24 protein-coding genes are annotated in these 25,399 nt (G+C 74.5%); 12 read left to right on the top strand and 12 right to left on the bottom strand.

Translation table 11 applies throughout. The features are described 5' to 3' along the window. The first annotated feature begins 197 nt into the window (after positions 1-197). The 3 genes from AB0442_RS19850 (at position 198) to AB0442_RS19860 (ending at position 3,122) form a co-directional block, all read left to right on the top strand. Positions 198-1,700 carry a glutamate-cysteine ligase family protein gene (locus AB0442_RS19850; protein WP_366164249.1) on the top strand — a complete coding sequence of 501 codons (1,503 nt, stop codon included), beginning with the start codon at positions 198-200 and terminating at the stop codon, positions 1,698-1,700. Between the two features lie 161 nt (positions 1,701-1,861). Continuing rightward, positions 1,862-2,650, top strand: a complete 789-nt coding sequence (locus AB0442_RS19855) for a CPBP family intramembrane glutamic endopeptidase (RefSeq protein WP_363546975.1) — start codon at positions 1,862-1,864, stop codon at positions 2,648-2,650. Positions 2,651-2,735: 85 nt separating this feature from the next. Continuing rightward, positions 2,736-3,122, top strand: a complete 387-nt coding sequence (locus tag AB0442_RS19860) for a nuclear transport factor 2 family protein (RefSeq protein ID WP_366164250.1) — start codon at positions 2,736-2,738, stop codon at positions 3,120-3,122. On the opposite strand, the gene AB0442_RS19865 is transcribed toward AB0442_RS19860, so the two are convergent. From AB0442_RS19865 to AB0442_RS19890, 6 genes are all read right to left on the bottom strand, one after another. Then, positions 3,116-3,631: an HAD domain-containing protein gene (locus tag AB0442_RS19865; protein WP_366164251.1), complete on the bottom strand. Its 516-nt coding sequence runs from the start codon at positions 3,629-3,631 to the stop codon at positions 3,116-3,118. The two genes, AB0442_RS19860 and AB0442_RS19865, sit on opposite strands and share 7 nt — an antisense overlap. A gap of 57 nt (positions 3,632-3,688) precedes the next feature. Further along, positions 3,689-5,023: an MFS transporter gene (locus AB0442_RS19870; protein WP_366164252.1), complete on the bottom strand. Its 1,335-nt coding sequence runs from the start codon at positions 5,021-5,023 to the stop codon at positions 3,689-3,691. 96 nt (positions 5,024-5,119) lie between these two features. Beyond that, positions 5,120-5,812: an alpha/beta fold hydrolase gene (locus AB0442_RS19875; protein WP_366164253.1), complete on the bottom strand. Its 693-nt coding sequence runs from the start codon at positions 5,810-5,812 to the stop codon at positions 5,120-5,122. A gap of 123 nt (positions 5,813-5,935) precedes the next feature. Further along, complete coding sequence (locus AB0442_RS19880) at positions 5,936-7,339, bottom strand: sugar porter family MFS transporter (RefSeq protein WP_366164254.1); 1,404 nt, start codon at positions 7,337-7,339, stop codon at positions 5,936-5,938. Between the two features lie 282 nt (positions 7,340-7,621). Beyond that, a complete protein-coding gene (locus AB0442_RS19885; RefSeq protein WP_366164255.1) occupies positions 7,622-8,281 on the bottom strand; it encodes an FMN-binding negative transcriptional regulator in 660 nt (219 codons plus the stop codon). Further along, positions 8,275-8,946 (bottom strand): pyridoxamine 5'-phosphate oxidase family protein, encoded by a 672-nt coding sequence (locus AB0442_RS19890; RefSeq protein ID WP_366164256.1) that lies wholly within the window; start codon positions 8,944-8,946, stop codon positions 8,275-8,277. Before AB0442_RS19890 ends, AB0442_RS19885 begins: the two co-directional genes overlap by 7 nt. Before the next feature lie 34 nt (positions 8,947-8,980). Between AB0442_RS19890 and AB0442_RS19895 the strand changes: the two genes are divergently transcribed. Both AB0442_RS19895 and AB0442_RS19900 read left to right on the top strand, forming a co-directional pair. After that, the gene (locus tag AB0442_RS19895; protein WP_366164257.1) at positions 8,981-10,324 is read left to right on the top strand and encodes an aminotransferase class I/II-fold pyridoxal phosphate-dependent enzyme; all 1,344 of its coding nucleotides are present in this window, start codon (positions 8,981-8,983) and stop codon (positions 10,322-10,324) included. 229 nt (positions 10,325-10,553) lie between these two features. Further along, a complete protein-coding gene (locus tag AB0442_RS19900; RefSeq protein WP_366164258.1) occupies positions 10,554-11,738 on the top strand; it encodes a GDSL-type esterase/lipase family protein in 1,185 nt (394 codons plus the stop codon). 6 nt (positions 11,739-11,744) lie between these two features. On the opposite strand, the gene AB0442_RS19905 is transcribed toward AB0442_RS19900, so the two are convergent. Both AB0442_RS19905 and AB0442_RS19910 read right to left on the bottom strand, forming a co-directional pair. Next, positions 11,745-13,166, bottom strand: coding sequence for a glycoside hydrolase family 47 protein (locus AB0442_RS19905; RefSeq protein WP_366164259.1), 1,422 nt, complete (start codon positions 13,164-13,166; stop codon positions 11,745-11,747). Positions 13,167-13,308: 142 nt separating this feature from the next. Then, entirely contained in the window at positions 13,309-14,676 is a 1,368-nt protein-coding gene (locus tag AB0442_RS19910) for an NAD(P)/FAD-dependent oxidoreductase (RefSeq protein WP_366164260.1), read from the bottom strand. 127 nt (positions 14,677-14,803) lie between these two features. Between AB0442_RS19910 and AB0442_RS19915 the strand changes: the two genes are divergently transcribed. From AB0442_RS19915 to purB, 4 genes are all read left to right on the top strand, one after another. After that, positions 14,804-15,559 carry a HipA family kinase gene (locus AB0442_RS19915; RefSeq protein WP_366164261.1) on the top strand — a complete coding sequence of 252 codons (756 nt, stop codon included), beginning with the start codon at positions 14,804-14,806 and terminating at the stop codon, positions 15,557-15,559. Continuing rightward, entirely contained in the window at positions 15,559-15,948 is a 390-nt protein-coding gene (locus AB0442_RS19920; protein WP_366164262.1) for a DUF3037 domain-containing protein, read from the top strand. Before AB0442_RS19915 ends, AB0442_RS19920 begins: the two co-directional genes overlap by 1 nt. Positions 15,949-16,046: 98 nt before the next feature. Beyond that, complete coding sequence (locus tag AB0442_RS19925; protein WP_366164263.1) at positions 16,047-16,487, top strand: MarR family transcriptional regulator; 441 nt, start codon at positions 16,047-16,049, stop codon at positions 16,485-16,487. A 56-nt stretch (positions 16,488-16,543) separates the two neighbouring features. Further along, positions 16,544-17,983 carry an adenylosuccinate lyase gene (gene purB / locus AB0442_RS19930; RefSeq protein ID WP_366164264.1) on the top strand — a complete coding sequence of 480 codons (1,440 nt, stop codon included), beginning with the start codon at positions 16,544-16,546 and terminating at the stop codon, positions 17,981-17,983. A gap of 252 nt (positions 17,984-18,235) precedes the next feature. Here purB and AB0442_RS19935 read toward each other — a convergent pair whose 3' ends face one another. Beyond that, the gene (locus AB0442_RS19935; RefSeq protein WP_366164265.1) at positions 18,236-19,732 is read right to left on the bottom strand and encodes an MFS transporter; all 1,497 of its coding nucleotides are present in this window, start codon (positions 19,730-19,732) and stop codon (positions 18,236-18,238) included. Between the two features lie 144 nt (positions 19,733-19,876). On the opposite strand from AB0442_RS19935, the gene AB0442_RS19940 reads away from it, so the two are divergent. Beyond that, on the top strand, positions 19,877-20,671 hold the full coding sequence (locus tag AB0442_RS19940) for a VIT1/CCC1 transporter family protein (protein WP_366164266.1): 795 nt from the start codon (positions 19,877-19,879) through the stop codon (positions 20,669-20,671). Between the two features lie 19 nt (positions 20,672-20,690). Here AB0442_RS19940 and AB0442_RS19945 read toward each other — a convergent pair whose 3' ends face one another. After that, positions 20,691-21,599, bottom strand: a complete 909-nt coding sequence (locus AB0442_RS19945) for a diiron oxygenase (RefSeq protein ID WP_366164267.1) — start codon at positions 21,597-21,599, stop codon at positions 20,691-20,693. Positions 21,600-21,725: 126 nt separating this feature from the next. Between AB0442_RS19945 and AB0442_RS19950 the strand changes: the two genes are divergently transcribed. Next, positions 21,726-22,718 (top strand): PHP domain-containing protein, encoded by a 993-nt coding sequence (locus tag AB0442_RS19950; protein WP_366164268.1) that lies wholly within the window; start codon positions 21,726-21,728, stop codon positions 22,716-22,718. A 16-nt stretch (positions 22,719-22,734) separates the two neighbouring features. Here the strand turns inward: AB0442_RS19950 and AB0442_RS19955 are convergent, their stop codons facing one another. Then, positions 22,735-23,526: a tyrosine-protein phosphatase gene (locus AB0442_RS19955; RefSeq protein ID WP_366164269.1), complete on the bottom strand. Its 792-nt coding sequence runs from the start codon at positions 23,524-23,526 to the stop codon at positions 22,735-22,737. A 242-nt stretch (positions 23,527-23,768) separates the two neighbouring features. On the opposite strand from AB0442_RS19955, the gene AB0442_RS19960 reads away from it, so the two are divergent. Beyond that, on the top strand, positions 23,769-24,335 hold the full coding sequence (locus AB0442_RS19960; RefSeq protein WP_344624294.1) for a DJ-1/PfpI family protein: 567 nt from the start codon (positions 23,769-23,771) through the stop codon (positions 24,333-24,335). 98 nt (positions 24,336-24,433) lie between these two features. On the opposite strand, the gene AB0442_RS19965 is transcribed toward AB0442_RS19960, so the two are convergent. Next, the gene (locus tag AB0442_RS19965; RefSeq protein ID WP_366164270.1) at positions 24,434-25,378 is read right to left on the bottom strand and encodes a carbohydrate kinase; all 945 of its coding nucleotides are present in this window, start codon (positions 25,376-25,378) and stop codon (positions 24,434-24,436) included. Positions 25,379-25,399 lie beyond the last annotated feature (21 nt).

Here is a 25,399-nt window from a genome sequence, read left to right on the forward strand (position 1 = left end):
CCGGAAGCGCAGTGCGAATTCTACTCGAACAGGTGCGCAGGGTGACCTTCTTATCACGTTCGGTGTGGGGCGGCAAGTCCGATCGTGGCTGACGTCCCGTCAGTTCTTGCCCTCGCCACCGCGTTCGAGACCCCGGGCTATCGATCTTCCGGATGGGCATGATGCATGCACGGTCGACCTAGGGGAGGAGGACGCTCATGGGCGAGAAGGTCGCGGCCACTCGCGCTGAACTGTCCGACCGGCAGCTGTACCGGCGCAAGCTCCAGTCCTGTCTGGACGTGTTCGAGCGGATGCTGCGCGAGGGACGTTTCGACCGCCCCAGAGCGATGATGGGCCTGGAGATCGAGCTCAACCTGGCCGACGAGCAGGGCATGCCGGTCATGCGGAACGCGCAGGTGCTGGAGTCCATCGCCTCGGCCGACTTCCAGACCGAGCTGGGCCGTTTCAACATCGAGGTCAACGTCGCCCCGCGGCGGCTCGGCGGGCACGTCCTGGAGGAGCTCCGCGAGGAGGTCGACACCTGCCTGCGCTACGCGGACCGGCAGGCGGCCGACGCCGGCGCCCGGATCGTCATGGTCGGCATCCTGCCGACCCTCGACCTGGACCACACCGGCCTGGACGCCATGTCGCACAACAACCGCTACAGCCTGCTCAGCGACCAGATCCTGGCCGCCCGCGGCGAGGACATCGCGCTGGACATCGAGGGCGTCGAGCGCCTCGCGGTCGAGTCGGTCTCGATGGTCGCGGAGGCCGCGGCCACCTCGCTCCAACTCCACCTGCAGGTCACGCCGGAGAAGTTCGCGCCCGTGTGGAACGCGGCCCAGGCGGTCTCCGCCTGCCAGGTCGCGCTCGGCGCCAACTCGCCGTTCCTGTTCGGCCGCGAACTGTGGCGCGAGACCCGCCCGGTGCTCTTCCAGCAGGCCTGCGACACCCGTTCGGCGGAGCTCAAGGCGCAGGGCGTGCGCCCCATCACCTGGTTCGGGGAACGCTGGGTGGACTCCGCGCTGGACCTCTTCGCCGAGAACCTCCGCTACTTCCCGGCCCTGCTGCCGATCTGCGACGACGAGGACCCGGTCAAGGTGCTCGCCTCCGGCGGCGTCCCCAAACTCGCCGAGATGCGGCTCCACAACGGCACCATCTACCGCTGGAACCGCCCCGTCTACGACGTCGCCGACGGCATCGCCCACCTCCGGGTGGAGAACCGCTGCCTGCCCGCCGGGCCCACCGTCACCGACGTCCTCGCCAACGCCGCCTTCTACTACGGGCTCGTCCGCGTCCTCGCCGAACAGTCCCGGCCGGTCTGGACGAGGCTGCCCTTCGAACGCGCCGACGAGAACTTCCACACCGCGGCCCGGCACGGCATCGACGCCGTCCTGCACTGGCCCCGGCACGGCCGGGCCGGCCGCGGCGGCACCGCCCCGACCCCCGTCACCGAGCTCGTGCTGAACGAGCTGCTCCCGCTCGCCCACCAGGGCCTCGACGAATGGGGCATCGAACCCGCCGACCGCGACCGCTACCTCGGCGTCATCGAACAGCGCTGCCTGCGCCGCACCAACGGCGCCTCCTGGCAGGCCGCCACCGTGCACCGGCTGCGCGAGCACTTCGGCATGGACCGCACCGCCGCCATCGCCGCGATGACCCGCAGGTACGTGGAGTACATGCGCACCGGCGAACCGGTGCACACCTGGCCGGTCGGCTGACCGGCCGCGCCCCGCCGCCCGCGACCGGTGCCCGCCACCGGCCGCTCGCGGCGGGGCGCCCTCATCCGCGTGTGCGAGGATGATCGGCCCGGAGGCCGTCCGCGCCGACGGGCCCGCGCGCCGGCCGGCCGCGGGGAGCGAGCCGCCGCGCGGGAGACCAGGTGACCAGCGTTACGACCGAGCCGGAGACCGGCACCCCGGCCCGCCGCCTGCTCGGCGTCGAGCTGCTCATCGTGCTCGGCCTCTCCCTCGGGGCCAGCGGCATCGCCGCCCTGATCAGCTTCGCCGACTCGCTGACCCAGCCGATCGCGCTCGGCCAGCAGGTCGCCACCCTCAACGGCTCCCGCGCGCCGGGCCGGCCCTGGATCGACCTCGCCTGGCAGCTCTACTACATCGCCCGCGGACTCATGCCCGTCGTGCTGGTCGGCTACCTGCTGGTGCGGGAGGGCACCTCGCTGCGGGTGCTCGGCTTCGACCTCCGGGACAAGGCGCGGGACCTCGGGCGCGGCGCGCTGGTCGCCGCCGCGATCGGCGGCACCGGACTCGGCCTCTACCTCGCCGCCCAGGCCGCCGGCTTCAACCTCACCGTCGCCCCCTCCGGCCTGCCGGACGTCTGGTGGCGCATCCCCGTCCTGATCGGCTCGGCCTGGCAGAACGCGATCCTCGAAGAGGTCGTCGTGGTCGGTTACCTGCTGCGGCGGCTCGGCCAGCTGGGCTGGTCCTGGCCGGCGATCGTGGTCACCAGCGCGGTGCTGCGCGGGTCGTACCACCTGTACCAGGGCGTCGGCGGGCTCGTCGGCAACATGGTCATGGGCGTGGTCTTCTGCCTGCTGTACCGCCGCTGGGGCCGGGTGATGCCGCTGGTCGTCGCCCACGCCCTGATCGACACCGTCGCCTTCGTCGGCTACGCCCTCCTCGCCGGGCACGTCGGCTGGCTGCCCACGCCCTGACGGCCGCCCCCGGGTAGCGGCGGCCGCCCCCGCCGTCCCCGAATGCGGTTGCGGTGGGGGCGGTGGGCGGGGGAAGGATGTGTCCATGGACAGTGCAGCGGACGAGGTGGAACAGGCGATCGCGGGGGAGCTGCAGCTCATGGATCCGCGGGTGCGCTCCTCGCCGGAGCTCGCCGGCCGGCTCCTCGACCCCGGGTTCGTGGAGGTCGGCGGGTCGGGGCGGCGGTGGACGTACGCGACGATGCTCGCGGAGCTGGCGGGCCACCCGGGCGGTTCGGAGGACGGGCCGCGGTACGAGCCCTCGGAGATCTCGGGCGTGCGGCTCGCGCCGGGGCTGGTGCACCTGACGTTCGAGGCGGTGCTGGGCGGGCGCCGCAGCCGGCACAGCTCGATCTGGCGCAGGGGCCGGGACGGCGGCTGGCGGATGTACTACCACCAGGCCACCCGCGTCCCGCCCGGGGTGGATCAGTGACGCGGGCGCCGGAAGGTGCGGGGCGGGCGCCGGAGCAGGCGGTCGACGTGGTGGCGTTCGAGCCCCTGGTGGGGGTCGACCGGGATCAGCAGGCGGTCCGGGCGCAGAGTTGAGTTCCGGACGAGCCGGGGCGGGATGACGTCGTCGATCCAGGCGAACGGACGGCCCGCCGCGTGCCGGAGGATCGGGGCCCACTTGAAGCCGGAGAACAGCTCGGCGAGCCTCGTCCGCGGATCGCCGGGCTGCCGGACGTACCGGTTGACCCCCACCACCGGCAGCTCCGGCAGGCCGAGCAGCGGTGCGAGGTGCTCGTTGGCGGACTCCTGCCAGGTGGTGGCCCAGCACAGCCGGTAGGTGCCGGAGAGCTCCCGCAGCCATTCGCCGTGGACGGGGGAGAGCAGCACCTCGTACCCGAGCAGTTCGTGGCGCCGGAAGCCGTCCGCCGGGTACGGGTCGGCGGGGTTGAGCACCCCGTCGACGTCGATGTACAGCAGTGGTGCGTCCGGCATGCGTTCTCCCTCTCGGCCCGTACCGGTGACGGACGCGCCGCGGGGCCGCCCGGTTGCTCAGACGCCGACCGGTTCGGTGGCGTCGGCGGGTTCGGTGGTGCCGGCCGGTTCGCGGGCGCCGGCCGGGGCGGGCCCGGGCAGCGGACGGCCGAGCCGGCGGACCTCGGGGACGACGAGGACGGCGGCGGCCAGGGCGAGCGTGACGAGCGCGCACGTCCACAGCGCGCCGTCCAGGCCGAGCGCGTCGGCGGCGGGCCCGGCCATCGCGGTGCCGAGCGGGGTGAGCGCGATCGAGCCGAGGTGGTCGTACGCGCTGACCCGGGAGAACATCTCGGACGGGATCTCCTGCTGCAGCGCGACCATCCAGTTGACGCCGAAGACGGTGACGCCGGCGCCGGAGACGAACATCGCCGCGACCAGCACGGGCAGCTCGGCGCGGGCCGCGAGGGCCAGGCCGGGCAGCGCGAAGAGGAAGACGCCCCCGTTGCCGGTGAGCAGGATGCGGCGCGGGTGCCAGCGGGTCATCAGGACGCCGGCCGCCACCATGCCGATGCCGAAGGCGGCCATCGCGACGCCCCAGGCGCGGGCGCCGCCGAAGCGGAGGTCGGCGACGACCGGCCCGTACACCGTCTCCACCGCGCCGACGCAGGCGACCACCACGGAGAACTGAAGCACCACCGCCCAGAGCCACCGCCGGGAGGCGAACTCGCGCCAGCCGAGCCGGAGTTCGTGGAGGAGACCGCTCTCGTGGGCGGCGTCGCGGGGGGCCGGGGAGACCTTCAGGAAGACCCGCAGGCCGCCCGCGACGGCGAAGCCGACCGCGTCCAGCACCAGCACCCAGCCGGGCCCGACCGCGGCGGTCAGCGCGCCGCCGAGCGCCGCACCGCCGATCTGCGCGCCGTTCATCGCCATCCGGTAGACCGAGAACGCCTTGCCGGCGTGCTCGGCGGCCACGCTCTCCATGATCATGCCCTCGGAGGCGGGCGCGTAGAACGCCTGGCCGGCGCCGCCGGCGGCGGAGAGCAGCACCAGCGCCCAGACCGGCGGCGCGCCGGACAGCACCAGGGCCGCCAGCGCCGCCTGGGAGAGCGCGTTGAAGAGGTTGGCGGCGACCATCACGTGGTGCCGCGGCAGCCGGTCCGCGAGCGCGCCGCCCACCAGCAGGAAGAGCACCAGCGGGACGAGCCGCGCCGCCGTCACCCAGCCCACCTCGGTGGTGGAGCCGCCCGCCTCCAGCACGGCGAACGCGGTGGCGATCGGCGCGGCGGCGTTGCCGAGCCCGCTGACCACGGTGGCGGCCGTCTGGATGCGGAAGTTCCGTCCGGCCCAGGCGAACGGGCGGGGTGCGGAGGGGCCGGTGGGTGCGTCGGCGGGGGAGGCGGGGGAGGTCACCCGGAGACTATCGGCGTTCCGCCGTGCGATGTCCATCCGGTTTCCGGTGCCCGCCGTCCGGTGGGGGCGGCGCGGGCGCGCACCCGGTCGGGCGGCTCAACCGAGGTGGCCCCAGAGGAAGCTGAGCGTGCGCTGCCAGGCGATGTCGGCCTGCAGCGGGTCGTAGGTGCCGGCCAGGTCCTCGTCGTTCATGAAGGCGTGGCCGGCCGGGTAGAAGTGGATCTCCGGCCGCCGGTCGGTGGCCTCGCCGATCAGCATCGCGGCCTCGTCCACCGCCTCCTGGGGGATCGAGCGGTCCTCCTCGCCGTAGTGGCCGAGCACGTGGGCGGTCAGGCCGCGGTAGTCGTAGTCCGGGATCCTCGGCAGGCCGTAGAAGGGGACCACCGCGGCGACCCGGTCGCCCTCCTGCGCGGCCAGCACCAGGGCGAACCCGCCGCCCATGCAGAACCCGACGACGCCGACCGCGTCGCCGACCACGTGCGGCAGCCCGAGCAGGAGGTCGACCGCACCGCGCAGGTCGCGGGCGGCCCGGTCGGTCGGCAGCTCGCGCAGCATCCGGGCGGCCTCCTCGCGGTCGTGCGTGGTGGCGCCGCCGAACAGGTCCGGCGCGAGGGTGACGAAGCCCTCGGCGGCGAACCGGTCCACCATCGACACCATGTGCGAGGTCAGGCCCCACCACTCCTGGACGACCACCAGCGCCGGACCGGTGCCCTGCGGCGGCACCGCCAGGTAGCCGTGTGCCGTGCCCCCGTTGCTGGGGAAGGTGACGTTCTGCGGGGGACTGCCCATGGCCTCTCCGTGGGGTGGGCCGCGTGAACGCGGCGGGGCGGCGGGTGCGGGGACGATGCTATGCGCGGCGGCGGCGCGGCACGGGGGACGCGCACCGCGCCGATCGGGTGAGCGGCCCGGCCGTCAGCCCATCTCCTCCAGGGCCCGCCCCTTGGTCTCCCGGATGCAGAAGACCACGAACGGGATGGAGAGCAGCGCGAACCCCGCGTAGACGGCGTAGGTCGCCGACAGGTTCCAGTCGGCGAGGTCCGGGAAGGAGACGGTGATCGCCCAGTTGGCGATCCACTGCGCGGAGGCCGCCACCGACAGCGCCAGCGCCCGGATCCGGTTGGGGAACATCTCGCCGAGCAGCACCCAGACCACCACGCCCCAGGAGAAGGCGAAGCAGAACACGAAGACGTGCGCGGCGACCAGGGCGACCGTGGCGTAGGTCTGGTCGAGCGTCGCGCTGTCACCGGTGCCCTGCCGGAACGAGAACGCCCAGGCGGCGGTGCCCAGCGAGAGGGCCATGCCGGCCGAGCCCGCCAGGGCCAGCGGCTTGCGGCCGATCCGGTCGACCAGGGACATCGCCAGCACCGTGCCGATCACGTTGACGATCGAGGTGGAGAGGCTGATCAACAGGGAGTTCGACTCGTTGATGCCGACCGACTGCCAGAGGAAGGACGAGTAGTAGAAGATCACGTTGATGCCGACGAACTGCTGGAAGACCGAGGCGCCGATGCCGACCCAGACGATCGGCAGCAGCCCGAACCGCCCGCCCAGCAGGTCCTTCGCCCGCGGCTTGTGCGTGGACTCCAGCACCGCCCGGATCTCGGCGATCCGCGCGTCCAGGTCCACGTCCGGGCCCTCCACCTCGGCGAGCACCTCGCGGGCCTGCTCCTCGCGCCGGTCGGCGATCAGGTAGCGGGGCGACTCCGGGATCGCCAGCGCCATCAGCCCGTACACCAGGGCGGGGATCGCCTCCACGCCGAGCATCCACTGCCAGGCCTGGATGCCGCCGAGGTGGTTGGTGGACTCGCCGCCGGCCGCCTGGTTGAGCGCGTAGTTGGCGAGCTGCGAGACGGTGATGCCGAGCACGATCGCCAACTGCTGGAAGGAGGCCAGCCGGCCCCGGTACGCGGTCGGTGCCACCTCGGCGATGTAGGTGGGTGCGATCACCGAGGCGATGCCGATCGCGATGCCGCCGACGACCCGCCAGAAGCCGAGCAGGCCGATGCCCGGCGGGAACATCGAGCCGACGCCGCTGATCGCGAACAGCACCGCGGCCAGCAGCATCGTCCGGACCCGGCCGAGGTGGTCGGCGAGCCGGCCGGCGATCACCGCGCCGAACGCCGAGCCGAGCAGCGCGATCGCGACGACGAACGCCGTCGTGCCGTTGCCCACCTCGAAGTGCTGCTGAATGCCCGTCACCGCACCGTTGATGACGGCGCTGTCGTAGCCGAAGAGGAAGCCGCCCATCGCGGCCGCGGCCGAGATGAAGACGACGTGGCCGAGGTGGTCCTCGGCGTCCGGCGGGGAGGTGGACACGCGAGCGGCTCCTCGGCGGTCGGCGGCCCCTCTGCTCGGCCGGATGGACAGGGCACGTCCCACAGTCCATCAGTTCCGCACCCCCACCGCCCGCCGGGCCGGGCCGGCCGGGCGACGGAGGTCACCCGGACGCCGTCACCCGGATGCCCGGACACGCCGGCCCGGCCGGGAAGCGTCTTCAGAGGACGCTCGCGCGGGCAACTCGGGGGCACGTGGGGGCCTTCGCCGGGAGGTGCCCCACACGCCCCTGTGCGGTGTCCGTGCGCCCTGTGAAGACACGTCCTACGGTCGAGCGGCCCGGCCGGGGTGCGGGCCGTCGGCCGCGGCCGCCCGCAGGGCGTTGCGCCGCAGCAGCTGCGCCCGGGCGCCGGCGTCCAGCCCGGTGCCGCGCTCGGCGAGCCGGCCGGCCAGCGCAGCCTGCTCGGCCGCCGGCTTCTTGTCGTCGTACTTGAACTTGGCCCGGACCTCGCGGACCGTCAGCCGCAGCCCGCGCAGGCCGCTCAGCAGCGGCCCGAACGGCGCCTCGCCGGGGGTGACGTCGAGCGGTGCCTCCGGCTGGAAGTGCGCCGTCTGACGGCGGAGGATCTCGGCCTTGCCCGCCGCGTCCTCGACGACCGCGGCGGTGCAGTGGAAGTGCACCGAGGCGTACAGGCTCGTCGGGGTGCCCGGCTCGCCGCGCCAGTGGCCGGGCGCGTAGGCGTAGTCGTCCGTCACCGCCAGGGTGACGTGCGGGTCGGCGCGCAGCGCGGCCCAGACCGGGTTGGGCGCCGCGAGGTGGAGCAGGATCTCGCCGGCGTCCGCGTCCAGCAGGAAGTGCGTCGGGACGAGCACCGGGCCCCGTCCCTCCGGGCCGTTCGCGGCGAGCACCCCGAAGTCCCGGCCCTCGGCGAGCCAGGCGCGCCACTCGGCGTCCGTGCCGGCGTCCCAGGACCGGATCAGCACGGCTGCTCCCCGGCGACGAAGTCCGCGAGGTAGCCCGGGACGGGGCCGGTGGTGCTCGCGTGCGGCTCGGGGGCGGCGTAGACCGTGCGCACCGGCACCACGCCCGACCAGTGCGGCAGCGGGAGGTCGTCCTCGTCGTCGTTCACGCCCCCGGTGCGGGACTTGAGGGACACCTCGTCCAGGTCGAGCCGGACGACGGCCGTCGCCGCCACCTCCTTGGCGTTCGCCGGCCGGGCGTCGGCCGAGCGGCCGGGCACCGCCTGGTCGACCAGCGCGTCCAGCGCCGTCGCCAGCTCGTCCGGGTCGGTGACCTGGAAGGCCGTGCCGTGGGCGACCACCGAGCGGTAGTTGACGGAGTGGTTGAACGCCGACTTGGCCAGCACGATGCCGTCGACCAGGGTGACCGTCACGCACACCGGCAGGCCCTCGTCGGCCCCGGCGCCGCGCAGCGGCCGGCTGCCCGTCGAGCCGTGCAGGTACAGCGCGTCGCCGACCCGGGCGTAGACGGTCGGCAGGACGACGGGTGCGCCGTCGGCGACGAAGCCGAGGTGGCACACCCAGGCGCTGTCGAGGACGGCGTGCACGGCCGCCCTGTCCCAGCTGGCGCGGTCGCGCGATCGGGTGGGGACGGTGCGGGGAGTCCGGGTGTAGGCCGTGTCCGACATGACAACCTCACTGCACTAGTGCATAATCTTCTTTGTGCTAGGAGACTATCCGATCAAGGGTCGGCGGGCCAGCGAGATCGCGGCCGACGTCGAAGGGGCCGTCGCCGAGGGGCGGCTGGCGCCCGGCGCCGCGCTGCCGCCGCTGCGCGAACTCGCCGCCGAGCTGGGCGTCAATCCGAACACCGTGGCCGCCGCCTACCGGCTGCTGCGCGACCGCGGCGTGATCGAGACGGCCGGCCGCAAGGGCAGCCGGGTCCGCCCCCGCCCGGTCACCACCCCGCGCGACGAGGTCGGCATCGCCGTCCCGCCCGGCGCCCGCGACCTCTCCGCGGGCAACCCGGATCCGGCGCTGCTGCCCGCGCTCGGCCCGGCCCTCGCCGCGGCGGCGGCCGGTCCGCCCGTGCTGTACGGGCACCCGCCCGCCGATCCCGGGCTGGTCGAGCTGGCCCGGGCCTCCTTCGCCGCGGACGGCGCCCCGGCCGGCGCGATCGCGGTCTGCTCCGGCTCGCTCGACACCATCGAACGGGCCCTGCTGGCCCGGCTGCGCCCGGGCGACCTCGTCGCGGTGGAGGACCCGGGCTGGGGCAGCCTGCTCGACCTGGTGCCCGCGCTCGGCCTCAAGCCGGTGCCGGTCCGCACCGACGACGAGGGGCCGCTGCCCGTCGAGGTGGCCAATGCGCTGGCGCTGGGCGCCCGCTGCCTGATCGTCACCAGCCGGGCGCAGAACCCGACGGGCGCCGCGCTGAGCCCGGCCCGCGCCGCGGCCCTGCGCGAGGTGATCGCCGGCCGTCCGGGCATCCTGCTGATCGAGGACGACCACGGGCACGGCATGGTCGACCTGCCGTTCCAGTCGCTGGCGGCGGGGCCGGACGGCGTCCCGATCACCGAGCACCGGCTGCTGGTGCGTTCGGCGGCGAAGGCCTACGGGCCGGACTTGCGCCTCTCCGTCGCGATCGGCGACGAGGACACGGTCGGGCGCGTCCTGGGGCGGCAGCGCCTCGGCGCGGGCTGGGTCAGCCACCTGCTGCAGCGGGTCGTCGTGGAGCTGTGGCGCAGCGACGCCGCGCCGGTCGCCCGGGTCGCGGCGGCCTACGGCGAGCGCCGGGACGCGCTGCTGCGGGCGCTGGCCGCCCGCGGGGTCGCCGCGCACGGGCGCAGCGGGCTGAACGTGTGGATCCCGGTGCGGGACGAGACGGCGGCGGTGGCGGGGCTGGTGCAGCGCGGCTGGGTGGCGGCGCCCGGCGCGCGGTTCCGGCTGCACTCGGAGCCGGCGATCCGGCTCTGCGTGGCGACCTTGGAGCCCGGCGAGGCGGAGGTGCTGGCGGCGGACGTGGCGGAGGTGCTGGCGGCGGGCCGCGGCGGCGCGCGGGGGGTCTGAGCTGGGGCGGTCCCGCCGCGGCGGGGGCGAACGGACGGCGCGGGGCCGGCGCGGTGACGGTGAGGGGCCGGTGACGCAGGGAGAAACCCGGTCACTGTCCGAATTGTGGCGTGCAGATACCTGGCGGTAACAACCGCGTCCATGCCATCTTCATCGCGCCACCGGCCGGCGGTCCACCCTCACCAGCCCCGCGCACCCACAGCGCGGGGCCGTCCGCAGGAGTTTCGCCGTGCCCGAGATCCGCCCTGCCCGAAGAAGAAGCACCACCCGGAGAGTCCCCGGCGCCCGCCGGTTCGCCGCCCTGTGCGGGGCGGCGGCCCTGGCCCTGCCGATGCTGGTCACCGCCGCCGCCCCGGCCGCCGCCGCCGGTCCCACCGCCGTCGTCTCGATGGGCGACAGCTACGTCTCCGGCGAGGCCGGGCGCTGGGACGGCAACAGCGACACCGCGAGCGGCGGCCGCGACGGCACCGACCGCGCCTGGACGGGCAGCGGCTACGACCCGGCCCGGGTGTACGGCAGCACCTACACCTCCGGCTGCGACCGCTCCGACTCCGCCGAGGTCCGTTCCGCCTCCGGCGTCGCCCAGACCCAGATCAACCTCGCCTGCTCCGGCGCCACCTCCGCCAACGTGTTCCGTGCCGCGAACGGCGGGCAGTCCTTCAAGGGCGAGGCCCCGCAGGCCGACCAGCTGGCCGCCGTCGCCGCGCAGAACACCGTCAAGCTGATCACCCTCTCCGTCGGCGGCAACGACCTGGGCTTCGGCGACGTGATCTCCACCTGCGTCCAGGACTACGAGATCTGGTGGTCCTACTGCCACGACGACCAGCAGGCCGCCGTGGACGCGAAGATGGACGCCGCGATGGCCGGGGTCGGCAAGGCCGTGGACGAGGTCCGCGCGGTGATGTCCGCCGCCGGCTACACGTCCTCCTCGTACCGGCTGGTGCTGCAGTCCTACCCGTCGCCGATCCCGCGCAGCAGCGAGAACCGCTACCCGGAGAGCGGCTGGAGCCGCACCAACACCGGCGGCTGCCCGTTCTGGAACCTCGACGCCGACTGGGCCCGGGACTCACTCGTCCCGCAGATCTCTGACCGGCTGGCCGCCGTCGCCGCCGCTAAGGGCGTGCAGTTCCTCGACCTGCGGGACCTCCTGCAGGGCCGCGAGGTCTGCTCGACCGCGACCCGGCTGGCGACTCCCGGCACCCTGCCGTCGGCGACCACCAGCGAGTGGGCCCGCTTCCTCGACATGGGCACCACCACCCAGGGCACCCTGCAGGAGTCCTTCCACCCGAACCACTACGCGCAGCTGGCCCTCGGCCGCTGCCTGACCCTGCTGAACGCGCAGCCGACCGGCAACTGGTCCTGCCGCAACACGCCCGGACGGGACGCCTCCGGGACGTACCTGACGGCCCGCTAGCGGGGCTCAGCGCACGGCGCCGCGCATCAGCTTGCCCTCCGTGGACAGCAACCCGGAGCGGTAGTCGAAGCGCGGCGCCGCCGCGAACATCAGGTACAGGTACTTGGGGTTCTCCGCGAACCAGTAGCCCGGCGTCAGGTCGCCGCGCCGCAGCGGGGCGGCGGTGACGTCCTCCGCCACGGTGTAACCGCCCGGCACCCGCAGGTGCTCCCGCAGCCCGGCGAAGTAGCCGTAGGCGGTCTCCTTGTACCGCCGGTCGCCGGTGAGCATCCACAGGTCGAAGGAGGAGTTGACGTACTCGGGCCGCAGGTCGTTGCGGGCCGAGCGGACGGTGGCGTCGCCGTAGTCGATGGCCTCCGGCACCACCGCGTTGTTGTCCAGGACCATCGTCCAGGTGTTGTAGTAGTCCACCGCCGCGTCCATGTCCCCGCCCTTGCCGAGCAGGCCCGGGTAGAAGGAGCCGAGCTCGGAGGCGCCGCGGCCGGTGGTCCGGCCGGTCGCGTAGTCGACCTGCTTGTACCAGGCGTAGCCGCCCCGGCGCTCCAGCTGGTAGCGGAGCACGGAGCCGGTCAGCAGCCGGTACCAGTCGCCGAGTTCGCCGTCGCCGAAGAGCTCGGCGCCGGCCCACAGGTACTCGTAGTAGGAGTCGACCGGCGGGTTGGGGACGCAGGAGGTGGTGTCCGTCCAGCGGCCGGTCTCGATGTTCAGCGAGGTGCCGAGCAGGCCGAGGGCCGAACGCCGGTCGAAGACCGCCCGCATGGCGCGCTTCGCCGCGTCCCAGTACTTCTGCTTGCCCGCCAGCTGCGAGAGCATGCCGAACTCGAGGATGTTGGAGCCGATCTCGGCGAGCGGGCTGGTGTTGCCGGAGACCGCCCCGGTGCGCAGGTTGACGTACCGGTAGGGCATGCCGGTGGGGGAGCGGGTGAAGGCGGGCAGCAGCCGGTCCGCGAGTTCGCGGCAGCGGTCCAGCAGCGGCTGCCGGCCGGTGCAGAGGTAGCCGGCGACCAGGCCGCCGACCAGCCGGATGATCGTCTCGAAGACCTGGACGTCGGCGTCCTGGGCCGGGTCGAGCTCGCGCTCGATCCAGTCGGCGGCGAGCGCGACCTCGTCGTCGAGCTCCATGAGCCACAGGGTGTCCAGCGCCTCGACGATGGACAGGCCGAAGGTGCGCCCGTCGGCGAAGAAGTCGTTGCGCCCGCCGGAGACCGGCCGGACCTCGTCGTAGCCCCAGGCCGCCTGCTTGTACCCCTCCCAGCTGTGCACGAACTCGTCGCGGACCTCCCGCGCGGCCACCGCGTCGTCCGGCATCCCGGCGGCGGGGGCGGCGAGTGCCGTCGCGGCGGCGGGTCGGGCGAGCGCGGCCCCGGCGGTGGCCACGGCGGCGGCGGAGAGCACGGTACGGCGGCGGGGCAGGGAGAGTGATCGCATGCTGCCGGACGGTAGTCATGCGGACCCTCCGTGGTCCGACAATCACCCCAGGACGCGTGTCGGTGCTACCGCCCAGGTCAGGGCGGTAGCGCCGGCTCCGGTTCGACTGCCGGATTCACCCGACAGGTGCGCTGACCCTCCGTCAGGTGGCGGATCCCTTCGCGAGCAGCATCTGCGCGTGCTCACGGACCTGGTCCTTCGTCAGATAGGCGTCGGTGTACTCGAAGTCCTGCAGCCGGGCGGGCTGCCGGGCGAGGAACCCGGTGCGGACGAAGTCGTCGCCCGCGGTGGCGTTCAGCAGCCAGTTGGCGCCGACGCGGAACTTGCCGGAGTTGGTCCGCATCGCCATCAGGTGGTACCCGCGGGCGACCAACTGGGCCGGCACGCCGTGCAGTTCGACGCCCACCGGCTTGGAGACGGCGTCCTTGCCGCCGAGGTCGACGACCAGGCCGAGGTCCTTGTGGTAGTAGGGCTCCAGCGGCTGGTTGTGCATCGCGGCGACGACGTTGTCGGCGACCGCCTTGCCCTGCCGGGCCGCGTGCTGGGCGGTGGGCGGGCAGACCGCGCCGTCGCCCTTGGCGAGGTCCGGCACCGCGGCGGCGTCGCCGAGGGCGAACACCCCGTCGAACTGCGGGACCCGCATCTCCGCGGTCACCGCGATCCGGCCCCGCACGGTCTCCGCGTCCAGCGTGCCGATCAGCGGGCTGGCGACCACGCCGGCCGTCCAGATCAGGGTCCGGCAGGGCAGCAGCCGGCCGTCGGTGAACTTGACGTTCTCGGCGCCGACCTCGGCCACCGACACCCCGAGCGAGACCTCGATCCCGCGTCCGCGCAGGATCTCCAGCGCCGTGGTGCCGAGCTTGTCGCCGAGCTCGGGCATCAGCTTCGGAGCGATGTCGATCAGGTGCCACTTGATCAGCCGCGGGTCCAGCCGCGGGTAGCGACGGATCGCCGCCGTGGTCAGCCGCTGCAGGCAGGCCGCCGTCTCGGTGCCCGCGTAGCCGCCGCCGACCACCACGAACTGCAGCCGGGACTCCCGCTCGCGCTGGTCCAGCGTGGTCGAGGCGAGGTCCAGCTGCGCGATCACGTGGTCGCGCACGTACGCGGCCTCGGCCAGCGTCTTCATGCCGCGCGCGTAGTCCCGCAGCCCGGGGATGTCGAAGGTGCGGGTCACGCTGCCGGGGGCGAGCACCAGGTGGTCGTAGCGTTCGGCCACCACCTCGTCGGTGATCTTGCGGACCACGATCACCTTGGACCGCGGGTCCACCCCGATCGCGCCGCCCGGCACGATGTGGGTGCGCCGCAGCGTCCGGCGCAGCGAGACCGCCACCGACTGCGGGGTGAGCACCCCCGCCGCGACGTGCGGCAGCAGCGGCAGGTAGAGCTGGTAGCTGAACGGGGTGACCAGGGAGATCTCGGCCTCCGCCGGCGCCAGCTTGCGCTCCAGGCGGCGTGCACACTCCAGGCCGGCGAAGCCGCCGCCCACGATGACGATCCTCGGTCGCTCCATCGTCCATCCCTTACGTGCTCGTCCGTGCCGTGCCGGGACATCGTTTTCCCCCAAACTCGCACGGACGAACGGGGCCTGCCACCGCAGCACGGCACGGGGAGTAGCCGGGCGCCGATAGGCTGGCCGGATGCTCCCCGAGGTGACGGCGGTCCGGTACGTGGCGCCACTGCGAGAAGGCGGCTCGATGCCCGGCCTGGTCGAGGCCGACGACCGGCGGCTGTACGTGCTGAAGTGGTGCGGCGCCGCGCAGGGCCGCAAGGCGCTGATCGCCGAGGTGCTGGCCGGGGAGCTCGGCCGGGGCCTCGGACTGCCCGTGCCGGAGCTGGTGCTGCTCGACCTCGACCCGGTGCTCGCCCGCAGCGAGCCCGAGCACCAGATCCAGGACCAGATGCGGGCCAGCGGCGGCGCGAACCTCGGCATGGCCTTCGTCAGCGGCGCCCTCAACTTCGACCCGCTCTGCTTCGACGTCGACCCCGCGCTCGCCGGGCGGGTGCTCTGGTTCGACGCCTTCGTCGGCAACGTCGACCGGTCCTGGCGCAACCCCAACATGCTGATGGCCGCCGGCGGGCTGCGGCTGATCGACCACGGGGCCACCCTGATCTTCCATCACCACTGGGCCGGATCCGCCGCCTGGGCGGGCCGCCGCTACGACGCGGCCGACCACGCCCTGCTGCCCGCGGCCCCCGACCTCAAGGCCGCCGACGCCGAACTCGCCCCGCTCGTCCCGGCGGCCCTGGAGACCGCGGTCGCCGCCGTCCCCGAGGTGTGGCTGGCCGACGAACCCGGCTTCGACACGCCCGACGCGGTCCGCGCCGCGTACCGCGACCTGCTGACGGCCCGGCTGGCGGGCCGCCGCGACTGGCTTCCGGAGGTGGCCGGCTGATGGCCGAGTCGACGCGCGACGACTACGAGTACGCGGTGATCCGCGCCGTGCCCCGGGTGGAGCGCGGCGAGTTCATCAACGTCGGGGTACTCCTCTACTGCCGGCAGTCCGGCTACCTGGGCGCCCGGACCCACCTCGACCAGGGCCGGCTGCTCTCGCTCGACCCGGTCGCGGACGTCCACGCGCTGCGCCGCGCCCTGCACGGCGTGGAGGCCGTCTGCGCGGGCGGCGGGGCCGCCGGGCCCGCGGCCGGCGACAGCCCCGGGCAGCGGTTCCGCTGGCTGACCGCGCCGCGCAGCGCCGTCCTGCAGCCCGGTCCGGTGCACACCGGGCTGACCGGCGACCCGGAGGCCGAGCTGCGGCACCTCTTCGAGCAGTTGGTGCTCTGACGGGCCGTGCGGACGCGCGGCCGGTGTGCCGCGCGCCACGCAGTGGTTGCCGTGCTCGAATCTTGAGCCGCTGAAGAATACCGGCGTACGCTGACCGCATGGCCACGACAGCGTCCACCACCGCACCGTCCACCGCCGACCTGATGGAGTCGATGGCGGCCGTCGGTGCCGCCTACTTCCAGGACTTCGCCGCCGCGGCCGCCCGGCACGGGCTCAGCTCCTCGCAGGCCAAGGCGCTCAAGGCCGTTCAGGAGCCGGTGCCGATGCGCGCGCTGGCCGGCCGGCTCGGCTGCGACGCCTCCAACGTCACCGGCATCGTCGACCGGCTGGAGGCGCTCGGCCTCGCCCACCGCGAGGCCGCGGCCGGCGACCGCCGGGTCAAGATCGTCGGCATCACCGGTCAGGGCCGCGAGGTCCTCGACCTGATCCGCGCCGACATGGTCCGCACCCACGAGGCCTTCGCCAGCCTGGACGCCGAGCAGCGCACCGCCCTCCAGGAGCTGTGCCGCCAGGTGCTGCCGCTGCTCGCCGACCGCTGAGCCGTACGCGCGGGCGGCGCGGGCCGCGCGGACCTCGGCTGTTAGGCTTGCCCAGCGTGAGCGCGAAGCCCCAGATCCCCAATGTCCTGGCCAACCGGTACGCCTCGGCGACCCTGGCCCAGCTCTGGTCCCCCGAGCACAAGGTGGTCCTCGAGCGCCACCTGTGGCTCGCCGTCCTCAAGGCCCAGCAGGACCTCGGCATCGAGGTCCCGGCCGGCGCCGTCGCCGACTACGAGCGCGTGATCGACCAGGTCGACCTCGAGTCGATCGCCGCCCGCGAGCGGATCACCCGGCACGACGTCAAGGCCCGCATCGAGGAGTTCAGCGACCTCGCCGGGCACGAGCAGATCCACAAGGGCATGACCTCGCGCGATCTCACCGAGAACGTCGAGCAGCTGCAGATCCGCCAGTCCCTGGAGCACGTCCGGGACCGCACCGTCGCCGTCCTCGTCCGCCTCGGCCGGCTCTCCGCCCAGTACGGCGAGCTCGTCATGGCCGGCCGTTCGCACAACGTCGCCGCCCAGGCGACCACCCTCGGCAAGCGCTTCGCGACCGTCGCCGACGAGCTGCTCGTCGCCTTCCGCCGCCTCGAGGAGCTCATCGCCCGCTACCCGCTGCGCGGCATCAAGGGCCCGGTCGGCACCGCCCAGGACATGCTCGACCTGCTGGGAGGGGGCAGCCAGGGCACTGACAAGCTCGCCGAGCTGGAGCGCCGGGTCGCCGGCCACCTCGGCTTCGACCACGTGCTCACCAGCGTCGGCCAGGTCTACCCGCGCTCGCTGGACTTCGAGGTCGTCTCCGCCCTCGTCCAGCTCGCCGCCGCCCCCTCCAGCCTCGCCAAGACCATCCGCCTGATGGCCGGCCACGAGCTGGTCACCGAGGGCTTCAAGGCCGGCCAGGTCGGCTCCTCGGCGATGCCGCACAAGATGAACACCCGCTCCTGCGAGCGCGTCAACGGCCTCGCCGTCATCCTGCGCGGGTACGCCTCCATGACCGCCGAGCTCGGCGGCGACCAGTGGAACGAGGGTGACGTCTCCTGCTCCGTCGTCCGCCGGGTCGCCCTGCCGGACGCCTTCTTCGCCTTCGACGGCCTGCTGGAGACCTTCCTGACCGTCCTCGACGAGTTCGGCGCCTTCCCCGCCGTCATCGAGGCCGAGCTCGACCGCTACCTCCCGTTCCTCGCCACCACCAAGGTGCTGATGGGCGCGGTGCGGGCCGGCGTCGGCCGGGAGACCGCGCACGAGGTCATCAAGGAGCACGCCGTCGCCTCCGCGCTCGCCATGCGCGAGGGCGCCCGCGAGAACGCGCTGCTCGGCCGGCTCGCCGAGGACGAGCGCATCCCGCTCGACCGGGCCGCCCTGGACGCGCTGCTCGCCGACCGGCTCTCCTTCACCGGCGCGGCCGGCGCCCAGGTCGCCGAGGTGGTCCGCCGGATCGAGGCCGTCGCGGACGCCTACCCGGAGGCCGCGAAGTACGCCCCGGGCGACATCCTGTAGGGATCCGCGCCAGAACACGCGCCCCCAGGGGCGCGGGGAACTGCACAGTCCGGGATCGGGCATCGTGACGGATTCGGGCCCGCCCCTGGTCCGTACGGTGAGCCGCACCCGGGTTGCGCAGTTCCCCGCGCCCCTGTTTTTGCTTGCTCCTGACGTGCGGAGTGGCCCGCATCCGGATCGCGCAGTTCCCCGCGCCCCCGGGGTGAGGCGCTGCAGTTCCCCGCGCCCCGGGGTGAGCGCCTTTGCGCGTGGTCATCCGGGGTCGGTGCGTTTGGCGGGGTGGCCGGGGTCGATGGGCGGGGTGGTGGTGTCGCAGCGCCAGCCGCAGTTCGGCTCGGCGATCTCCCGTTCCGGCTCCAGGGCGTCGCTGCGCACGGTCGCCAGCGCCAGCAGCCCGCCCGCCGCGAGCAGTCCGGCGCAGATCGTCATCGCCGTCTCGAAGGCGTCGTCCACCTCGGCCGGCACCCGGTAGGCGTTGCCGCTGAGGCCTGCCAGGGCGGGCAGTGCCGCGACCGCCAGCAGGCCCGCGGCCCGGGCCGCCGCGTTGTTGACGCCGCTCGCGATGCCGGCCCGCCGCACGTCCACCGCCGCGAGCACGGTCGCCGTCAGTGGCGCCACCAGCAGGGTCATCCCGCAGCCGAGCACCGTCACCGCGGGCAGCACGTCGGCCCAGTAGGAGGCGTCCGGGCCGATCCGCAGCATCAGCAGGACGCCGGCCGCGCAGATGACCGGCCCGAGGAACAGCGGCAGCCGGGGGCCGACGGCCCGGCCCAGGCGGCCCGCGCGGCTGGAGAAGGCCAGCATCAGCACGGTGATCGGCACCAGCGCGACCCCGGCCGTCAGCGGGCTGAACCCGGACACCACCTGGAGCTGCACGGTCAGCAGCAGGAAGACGCCGCTGAAGGCGCCGTACACGCACAGGGTCACCAGGTTCACCGAGGTGAACAGCCGGGACGAGAACAGCTCCAGCGGGAGCATCGGCTCCTCGGCCCGCCGTTCCACCAGGACGAAGGCCACCCCGAAGAGCACCCCCAGCAGGCCGGCGACCGGCGCGAACGGGCTGCTCGTGTCGGTCAGCGCGTACGTCACCCCGGCGAGGGCGAGGGCGGCGAGCACCGCGCCCGGTACGTCGAACCGTCCCGAGCGGTCGGGGTCGCGGGTCTCCGGCACGTGGCGGCCGGCCACCGCGATCACCGCCACCGCGACCGGCACGTTGATCAGGAAGATCCACCGCCAGCCCGGGCCGTCGACCAGCCAGCCGCCCAGGAACGGTCCGACGGCGGCGGCCACGCCGCCCAGTCCGGACCAGGCGCCGACCGCCGCGCCCCGGTCGTCGGGGTGGAAGACGGCCTGCAGCATGGCCAGCGAACCGGGTGTCAGCAGTGCCCCGCCGATGCCCTGCAGCGCCCGTGCCGCGATCAGCACTTCGATGGTGGGTGCCGCCGCGCAGATCGCCGAGGCCGCCGCGAACCAGGCCACGCCGATCAGGAAGACCCGCCGCCGGCCGTACCGGTCGCCCAGCGAGCCGCCGAGCAGGATCAGTGCCGCCAGGGTCAGCAGGTAGGCGTTGACCGTCCACTGGAGGGCGGCCAGCGAGGCGTCGAGGTCCTCGCCGATCCGTGGCAGTGCCACGTTCACCACCGTGCCGTCCAGCATCGCCATGCCGGAGCCGAGGACCGTCGCCAGGAGCACCCAGCGTGCCCGCGGGGTGCCCATCCGGATCGCCTGTGCCGTCCGATCGCCGCTCATCCTTCGATCCTGCGCCGCACCCGGCCCCTTCTGCACCCCCCACCGCCCGGCGGCCACCGCCGTGCCCGCGGCGCCCCGCACCGCGACCGGCCGTGCGCCGCGGTGTTCCGGGGCGGCGGCCCGGTGAGCACCTACGCTGGGCGCATGTCCGCCCCGGGCCCCGACTGGGCCGCCATCGCGCCGGGCTGGGACCCGGCCGCCCGTACCGACCAGGACGACGAGGCCGCCGAGGCGGAGCTCGCGGCGATCGGCCGCACCGCCGGGCGGGTCGCCGGCGGCGGGATCCGGGCCGCCGTCCTCGGGGTGAACGACGGCCTGGTGACCAACCTCTGCTTCATCCTCGGCATCGCCGGGGCCTCCGTGGACGCGGCGACCGTGCGGCTGTCCGGGCTCGCCAGCCTGGTCGCCGGGGCGCTGTCGATGGCGGCCGGCGAATGGGTGTCCGTCCGCGGCCAGCGCGAGGTCGCCCAGGGGATGGAGGCCTCGCTGCAGGACGCGTGGCGGCACTCCCCGCCGGTGGTGATGGCCCACCTGGCCCGCAGCCTGCGCGAGCGGGGCCTCGACCCGGTCACCGCCGTCCGCGCCACCCGCGGCGTCGTGTCGGCCGGCCGGACGGCCCGGCAGACCAGCCTGCGCATCCTGTTCGGCGTCGGCGCCGAGGACGCCGGCTCGCCCGCGGTGGCCGCGGCCAGCTCGCTGCTGCTCTTCGCGCTCGGTGCGCTCGTCCCGCTGGTGCCGTGGTTCGTCACCGAGGGCACCGCCGCGGTCGCCGCCTCCGCCGCGGTGACGGCCCTGGCCTCGCTGGCGGTCGGTGCCGCCCTCGGCCTCGGCTCGGGCCGCAGCGCGGTGCGCACCGCCGTGCGGCAGTTGCTCATCGTCGCCGCCGCCTCGGCCGTCACCTACGCGCTCGGCACGGTGGCCGGCGACGCCGTGCTCTGACCCGGACGGGCGGCGGGGTTCAGTCGAGCAGGCCGGCGCGGCGCCAGTGCGGGGCCGTCCGGTGGTCGACGACGCCGAGGTCGGTGAAGAACGCGAGCGCCTTGCGGGCCCAGTCGACGCGGGCCAGCCGCCAGTGCTCGTTGGCCGCGGCGGCGCGTTCCGCCGCGCGGACGTCCAGGCCGGAGAGGGCGTACACCCGGGGGTGGACGAGCTCCGCGACGGCGAGCCGGGCCAGCACCAGCAGGCCGCGCCGGAAGACCGCGCGCCGGGCCGGGCCCATCCGCGCCCAGATCCGCTCCAGCTCGGGCTTGGCGTAGCCGATGTGCCGGGCCTCCTCGACGACGTGGATCCGTGCCACCGCCCGGGCCAGCGGCTGCAGCGACTCGTCGCGGACCATCTCCCGCTGCATCGCGTCGGTGAACTCCTCCACGAAGATCGCGCCGGCGAAGGTGATCGCGGTGTCGTTCAGCAGGAAGTGCAGCTTGCCGCGCCGGTGCGCCTTGGCCGTGGGCCGGGCCGACGGGTAGCCGGTGGCGGCGATGTACCGGGCGAACATGGTGGAGTGCCGGCACTCGTCGGCGACCTCGGTCAACGCGTACTGCGCGTGCCGGGTGGTCAGGTCGCCCTCGTAGACGTGCCGGATCAGGCCCTCCATCAGCACCAGCTCGAACCAGATGCCGGCCGCGGTCGCGGAGGCCAGCTGGTGGACGCTGAGGCGGGCCTGCTGCCGCGGCGTCAGGGACTCCCACAGCGGGGTGCCGTAGAGGGTGACGCGGTGCTGCGGCAGGGCGAAGTGGTCCGGGTCGATCGGCGCGTCCCAGTCGATCTCGGTCAGCGGGTCGAAGGAGTGGCGGGCGGAGGCGCGCAGCAGCCGGGCGGCGTTCTGTTCGCGGCGGTCGGCGTGCGGGGCGGGGGCGGTGTCGCGCATCGGTCGGCTCCGGTGGGGTCGGGGGCGTTCGGGATCGGCTGCACCGACGGGAGCAGTGAACCAGTTAGACGGTCTGTCAACAAGGGGTCGCGCGCGGGTCGGCCCGGCTTTGGCGACACTGGTCCCATGGAGCCGGTCGCGGCCTTGGAACGCATCGCCTTCCTGCTGGAGCGCGAGGACGCCTCCCCGTACCGGGTGAAGGCCTTCCGCACCGCGGCCGAGGCCGCCCGCACGCTGCCCGCCGGGCCGGTCGACGCCGCCCGGGCCGCCCGGCTGCCCGGCGTCGGCCCGAAGACCGCCCGGGTGATCGCCGAGGCCTCGGCCGGGCGCGTCCCCGGCTACCTCGCCGAACTGGAGGAACGCGCCGGGCCGCTCGCCGAGGGCGCCGACGCACTGCGGGCCGCCCTCAAGGGCGACTGCCACCTGCACTCCGACTGGTCCGACGGCGGCAGCCCGATCGAGGCGATGGCCCGCACCGCCCGCGACCTCGGCCACGCCTGGGCCGTCCTCACCGACCACTCGCCCCGGCTGACCGTCGCCCGCGGCCTCAGCGCCGAACGGCTGCGCGAGCAACTGGACGTGGTCGCCGCCCTCGACCGCGAACTCACGCCCTTCCGGCTGCTCACCGGCATCGAGTGCGACATCCTCGACGACGGCTCACTGGACCAGGACGAGGACCTGCTGGCCGAACTCGACCTGGTGGTCGCCTCCGTCCACTCCAGACTGCGGATGGACCGCGCCCCGATGACCCGCCGCCTGCTCGCCGCCGTCCGCAACCCGCTGGTCGACGTCCTCGGTCACTGCACCGGCCGGCTGGTCGGCGGCCGCACCCGCCCCGAGTCGCAGTTCGACGCCGAGGCGGTCTTCGCGGCCTGCGCCGAGTCCGGCACCGCCGTCGAGATCAACTGCCGCCCCGACCGCCGCGACCCGCCGACCCGGCTGCTGCGCCTCGCGATCGACACCGGCTGCGTCTTCGCGATCGACAGCGACGCGCACGCCCCCGGCCAGCTCGACTGGCAGCAGTACGGCTGCGCCCGCGCCGCCGACGAGGGGCTGGAGCCGGAGCGGATCGTCAACACCCGCCCGGCCGAGGAACTGCTCGCCTGGACGGCCGCCTGACGGCTGCGCCGCCCGTTCAGGCGGTGAGCCGCTCCCGCAGGTGGCCGAGGGTCTCGTCCTTGATGCCGAGCCCGGCGCGGGCGTAGCTCTCGACGTCGCCCCAGCCGTCCTCGACCGCCTGCCGGGCCGCCTCCAGGTACGCGGGGTGCGCGCCGAACACCGCGTCGGCGATCTCAGGGTCGCCGCCCGCGGCGGTGAACTCCGCGATCACCGGTGCGAACGCGGCCTGCACCGCGACACCGACCGACAGGTACTCGTCGGTGACCGTCCGGTCGTCCGCGCCGAGCAGCAGCAGGACGAGCGCCGCCCCCCAGCCGGTGCGGTCCTTGCCCGCGGTGCAGTGGAACAGCACCGGACCGCCGTCCCGGTGCGCGAGCGCGGTCAGCAGCTGGCGGTACGACTGCCGGGCGGACTCGGCCGTCACGAAGGAGCGGTAGTCCGCGGCCAGCGCCCGGGCGGCCCGGCCGCCGCGGAACTCCCGGTTGGCGAGCGCGGGGTCGGCGAAGGCGAGGGCCAGCCGGGCGGCGGTGCCGGTGCCCGCCGGGTCGGCCATCACGTCGGCGACCAGCAGGTGCGCCCCGCCGGGCACCCGGTCGGGGCGGGCGGTGCGCTCCCGCTCGGTGCGCAGGTCCACGACGGTCCGCACGCCGAGGGCGGCGAAGGCCGGGTCGCAGGTGAGGTCCAGGCGGTCGAGGCCGCCGGAGCGGAACGCCAGGCCCTGGCGGACCCGGCCGCCGGGCAGCGCGATGCCACCGAGGTCGCGCAGGTTGGCGACGGTGCTGGAGCGCACGATCTGCGAGCACTGCATGGCTACCTCCCGGCAGGGGACGCGACTCATCTGCACGCTAGGCCCTGCCGTGACCGGTCGCTCGCGGAGCGCGTCCGGCCGGGCGGACGCCGGCCGGCGGTGGGGCGCGCAGGGGGCGCACGCCGGCGTACCGGGCGCGTGCCGTCCGTGCCTCGCGCGCCGCATTGCCCCACGGACCGTCAGGCGGCAGTGTGTGTCGGGGCTCACACAGGGTGGGCGGAGGAAGGACGGTACCGCCGGACATGGCAGCCAAGATCCTGATCGTCACCGGTGACGCGGCGGAGTCGCTGGAGGTGTTCTACCCCTACCAGCGGCTGCGCGAGGAGGGGTACGAGGTGCACATCGCCGCGCCCGCCAAGAAGACGCTGCAGTTCGTGGTGCACGACTTCGTGGACGGCTTCGACACCTACACCGAGAAGCCCGGCTACACCTGGCCCGCCGACGTCGCCGTCGCCGACGTCGACCCGGCCGACTACGTGGCCCTGGTGATCCCCGGCGGCCGCGCCCCCGAGTACCTCCGCAACAACGCCGACGTGCAGCGCATCGCCGCACACTTCTTCCAGGAGGACAAGCCGGTCGCGCAGATCTGCCACGGCCCGCTGATCACCCTGGTCGGCGGCACCCTCAACGGCCGCACCACGGCCGCCTACCCGGCGCTGGAGCCGGACGTCGAGGCGGGCGGCGCCGACTTCGTCGACGGCGAGGCCGTGGTCGACGGCGTCGTGGTCTCGGCCCGCGCCTGGCCCGACCACCCGGCCTGGATGCGCGCCTTCGTCGAGGTGCTGCGCGAGAAGGCGCCGGTCGAGTAGGACGACCCGCCCCGCCCGGAGACTCCGGGGGGCGGCCCGCCGGCACCGGGCCGACGGGCCGCCCCCGTGTCGGGGCCCGGGCATTGGCCGGCCGGCCGTCAGAGCCGATCGGCCCAGGGCGGGTTGGGCCCGGCGACACCGCAGGTCAGTGCCGCCACCTCGGCTGCGAAGCGGCACGCCTCGGCCACGGCGGGCACCGTGAGCCCGTCCAGCCGCCCGCCGAGCAGGCCCTGCGCGTCCAGCCGGTGCAGCAGCCCGGCCGTGAACGCGTCCCCGGCGCCGACGGTGTCCACCACCTCCACCGGTCGGGCGGGTACGGCGATCCGCTCCCCGTTCAGCGAGGCCAGCGCACCCTGCGGGCCGAGCGTCACCACCACCAGCGGCACGCCGTCCTCGTGGAACCGGTCGCAGACCGCCTCCACCCCGCTCTCCGGGAAGAGGTGCCCGACGTCGTCCGCGCTCAGCCGCAGGACGTCCGCCAGTGCGCACCAGCGCGGCAGCCGCTCCCGGTAGATCGCCGGATCGACCAGCAGCGGACGGACGTTGGGGTCGATCGACACCGTCGCGGCCGCCGCGGCCCGGGCCAGGTGCGCCTCGATCGCCGGCCCGCCCGGGTCCCGCACCAGGGCCAGCGAGCCGGCGTGCACGCAGACCGGCCCGGCCGGTGGCACGGCCGCCAACTCGGCCTCCGTCCACTGCCAGTCCGCCGTGCCCTCGGCGTGGAACGAGAAGCTGGCCCGCCCCTCGCCGTCCACCTCGGCGACCGCCAGGGTGCTCGGCTCCGCCGCCGCCACGCAGCCCGACAGGTCGACCCCGGAGCCGGCCAACTGGGCCCGGAACAGCCGCCCGAAGACGTCGTCCGCCAGCCGCGCCCGGAACGCCACCGGGGTGCCCAGCCGGGCCAGTGCCACCGCGGTGTTGGCCGGCCCGCCGCCCGGGTGCACCCGCAGTGCCAGTTCGCCGGGCCCGCTCAGGGCGGCATCGGTGAAGGCGTCGGCGACGCACTCGCCGATCACGGTGACGCGGACCGGACTGCTGGGCACGGCGGGACCTCCTGGGCGCGG

It is taken from the genome of Kitasatospora sp. NPDC085895 (genome assembly GCF_040702125.1).
In the GTDB taxonomy this organism is placed as follows: domain Bacteria; phylum Actinomycetota; class Actinomycetes; order Streptomycetales; family Streptomycetaceae; genus Kitasatospora; species Kitasatospora arboriphila.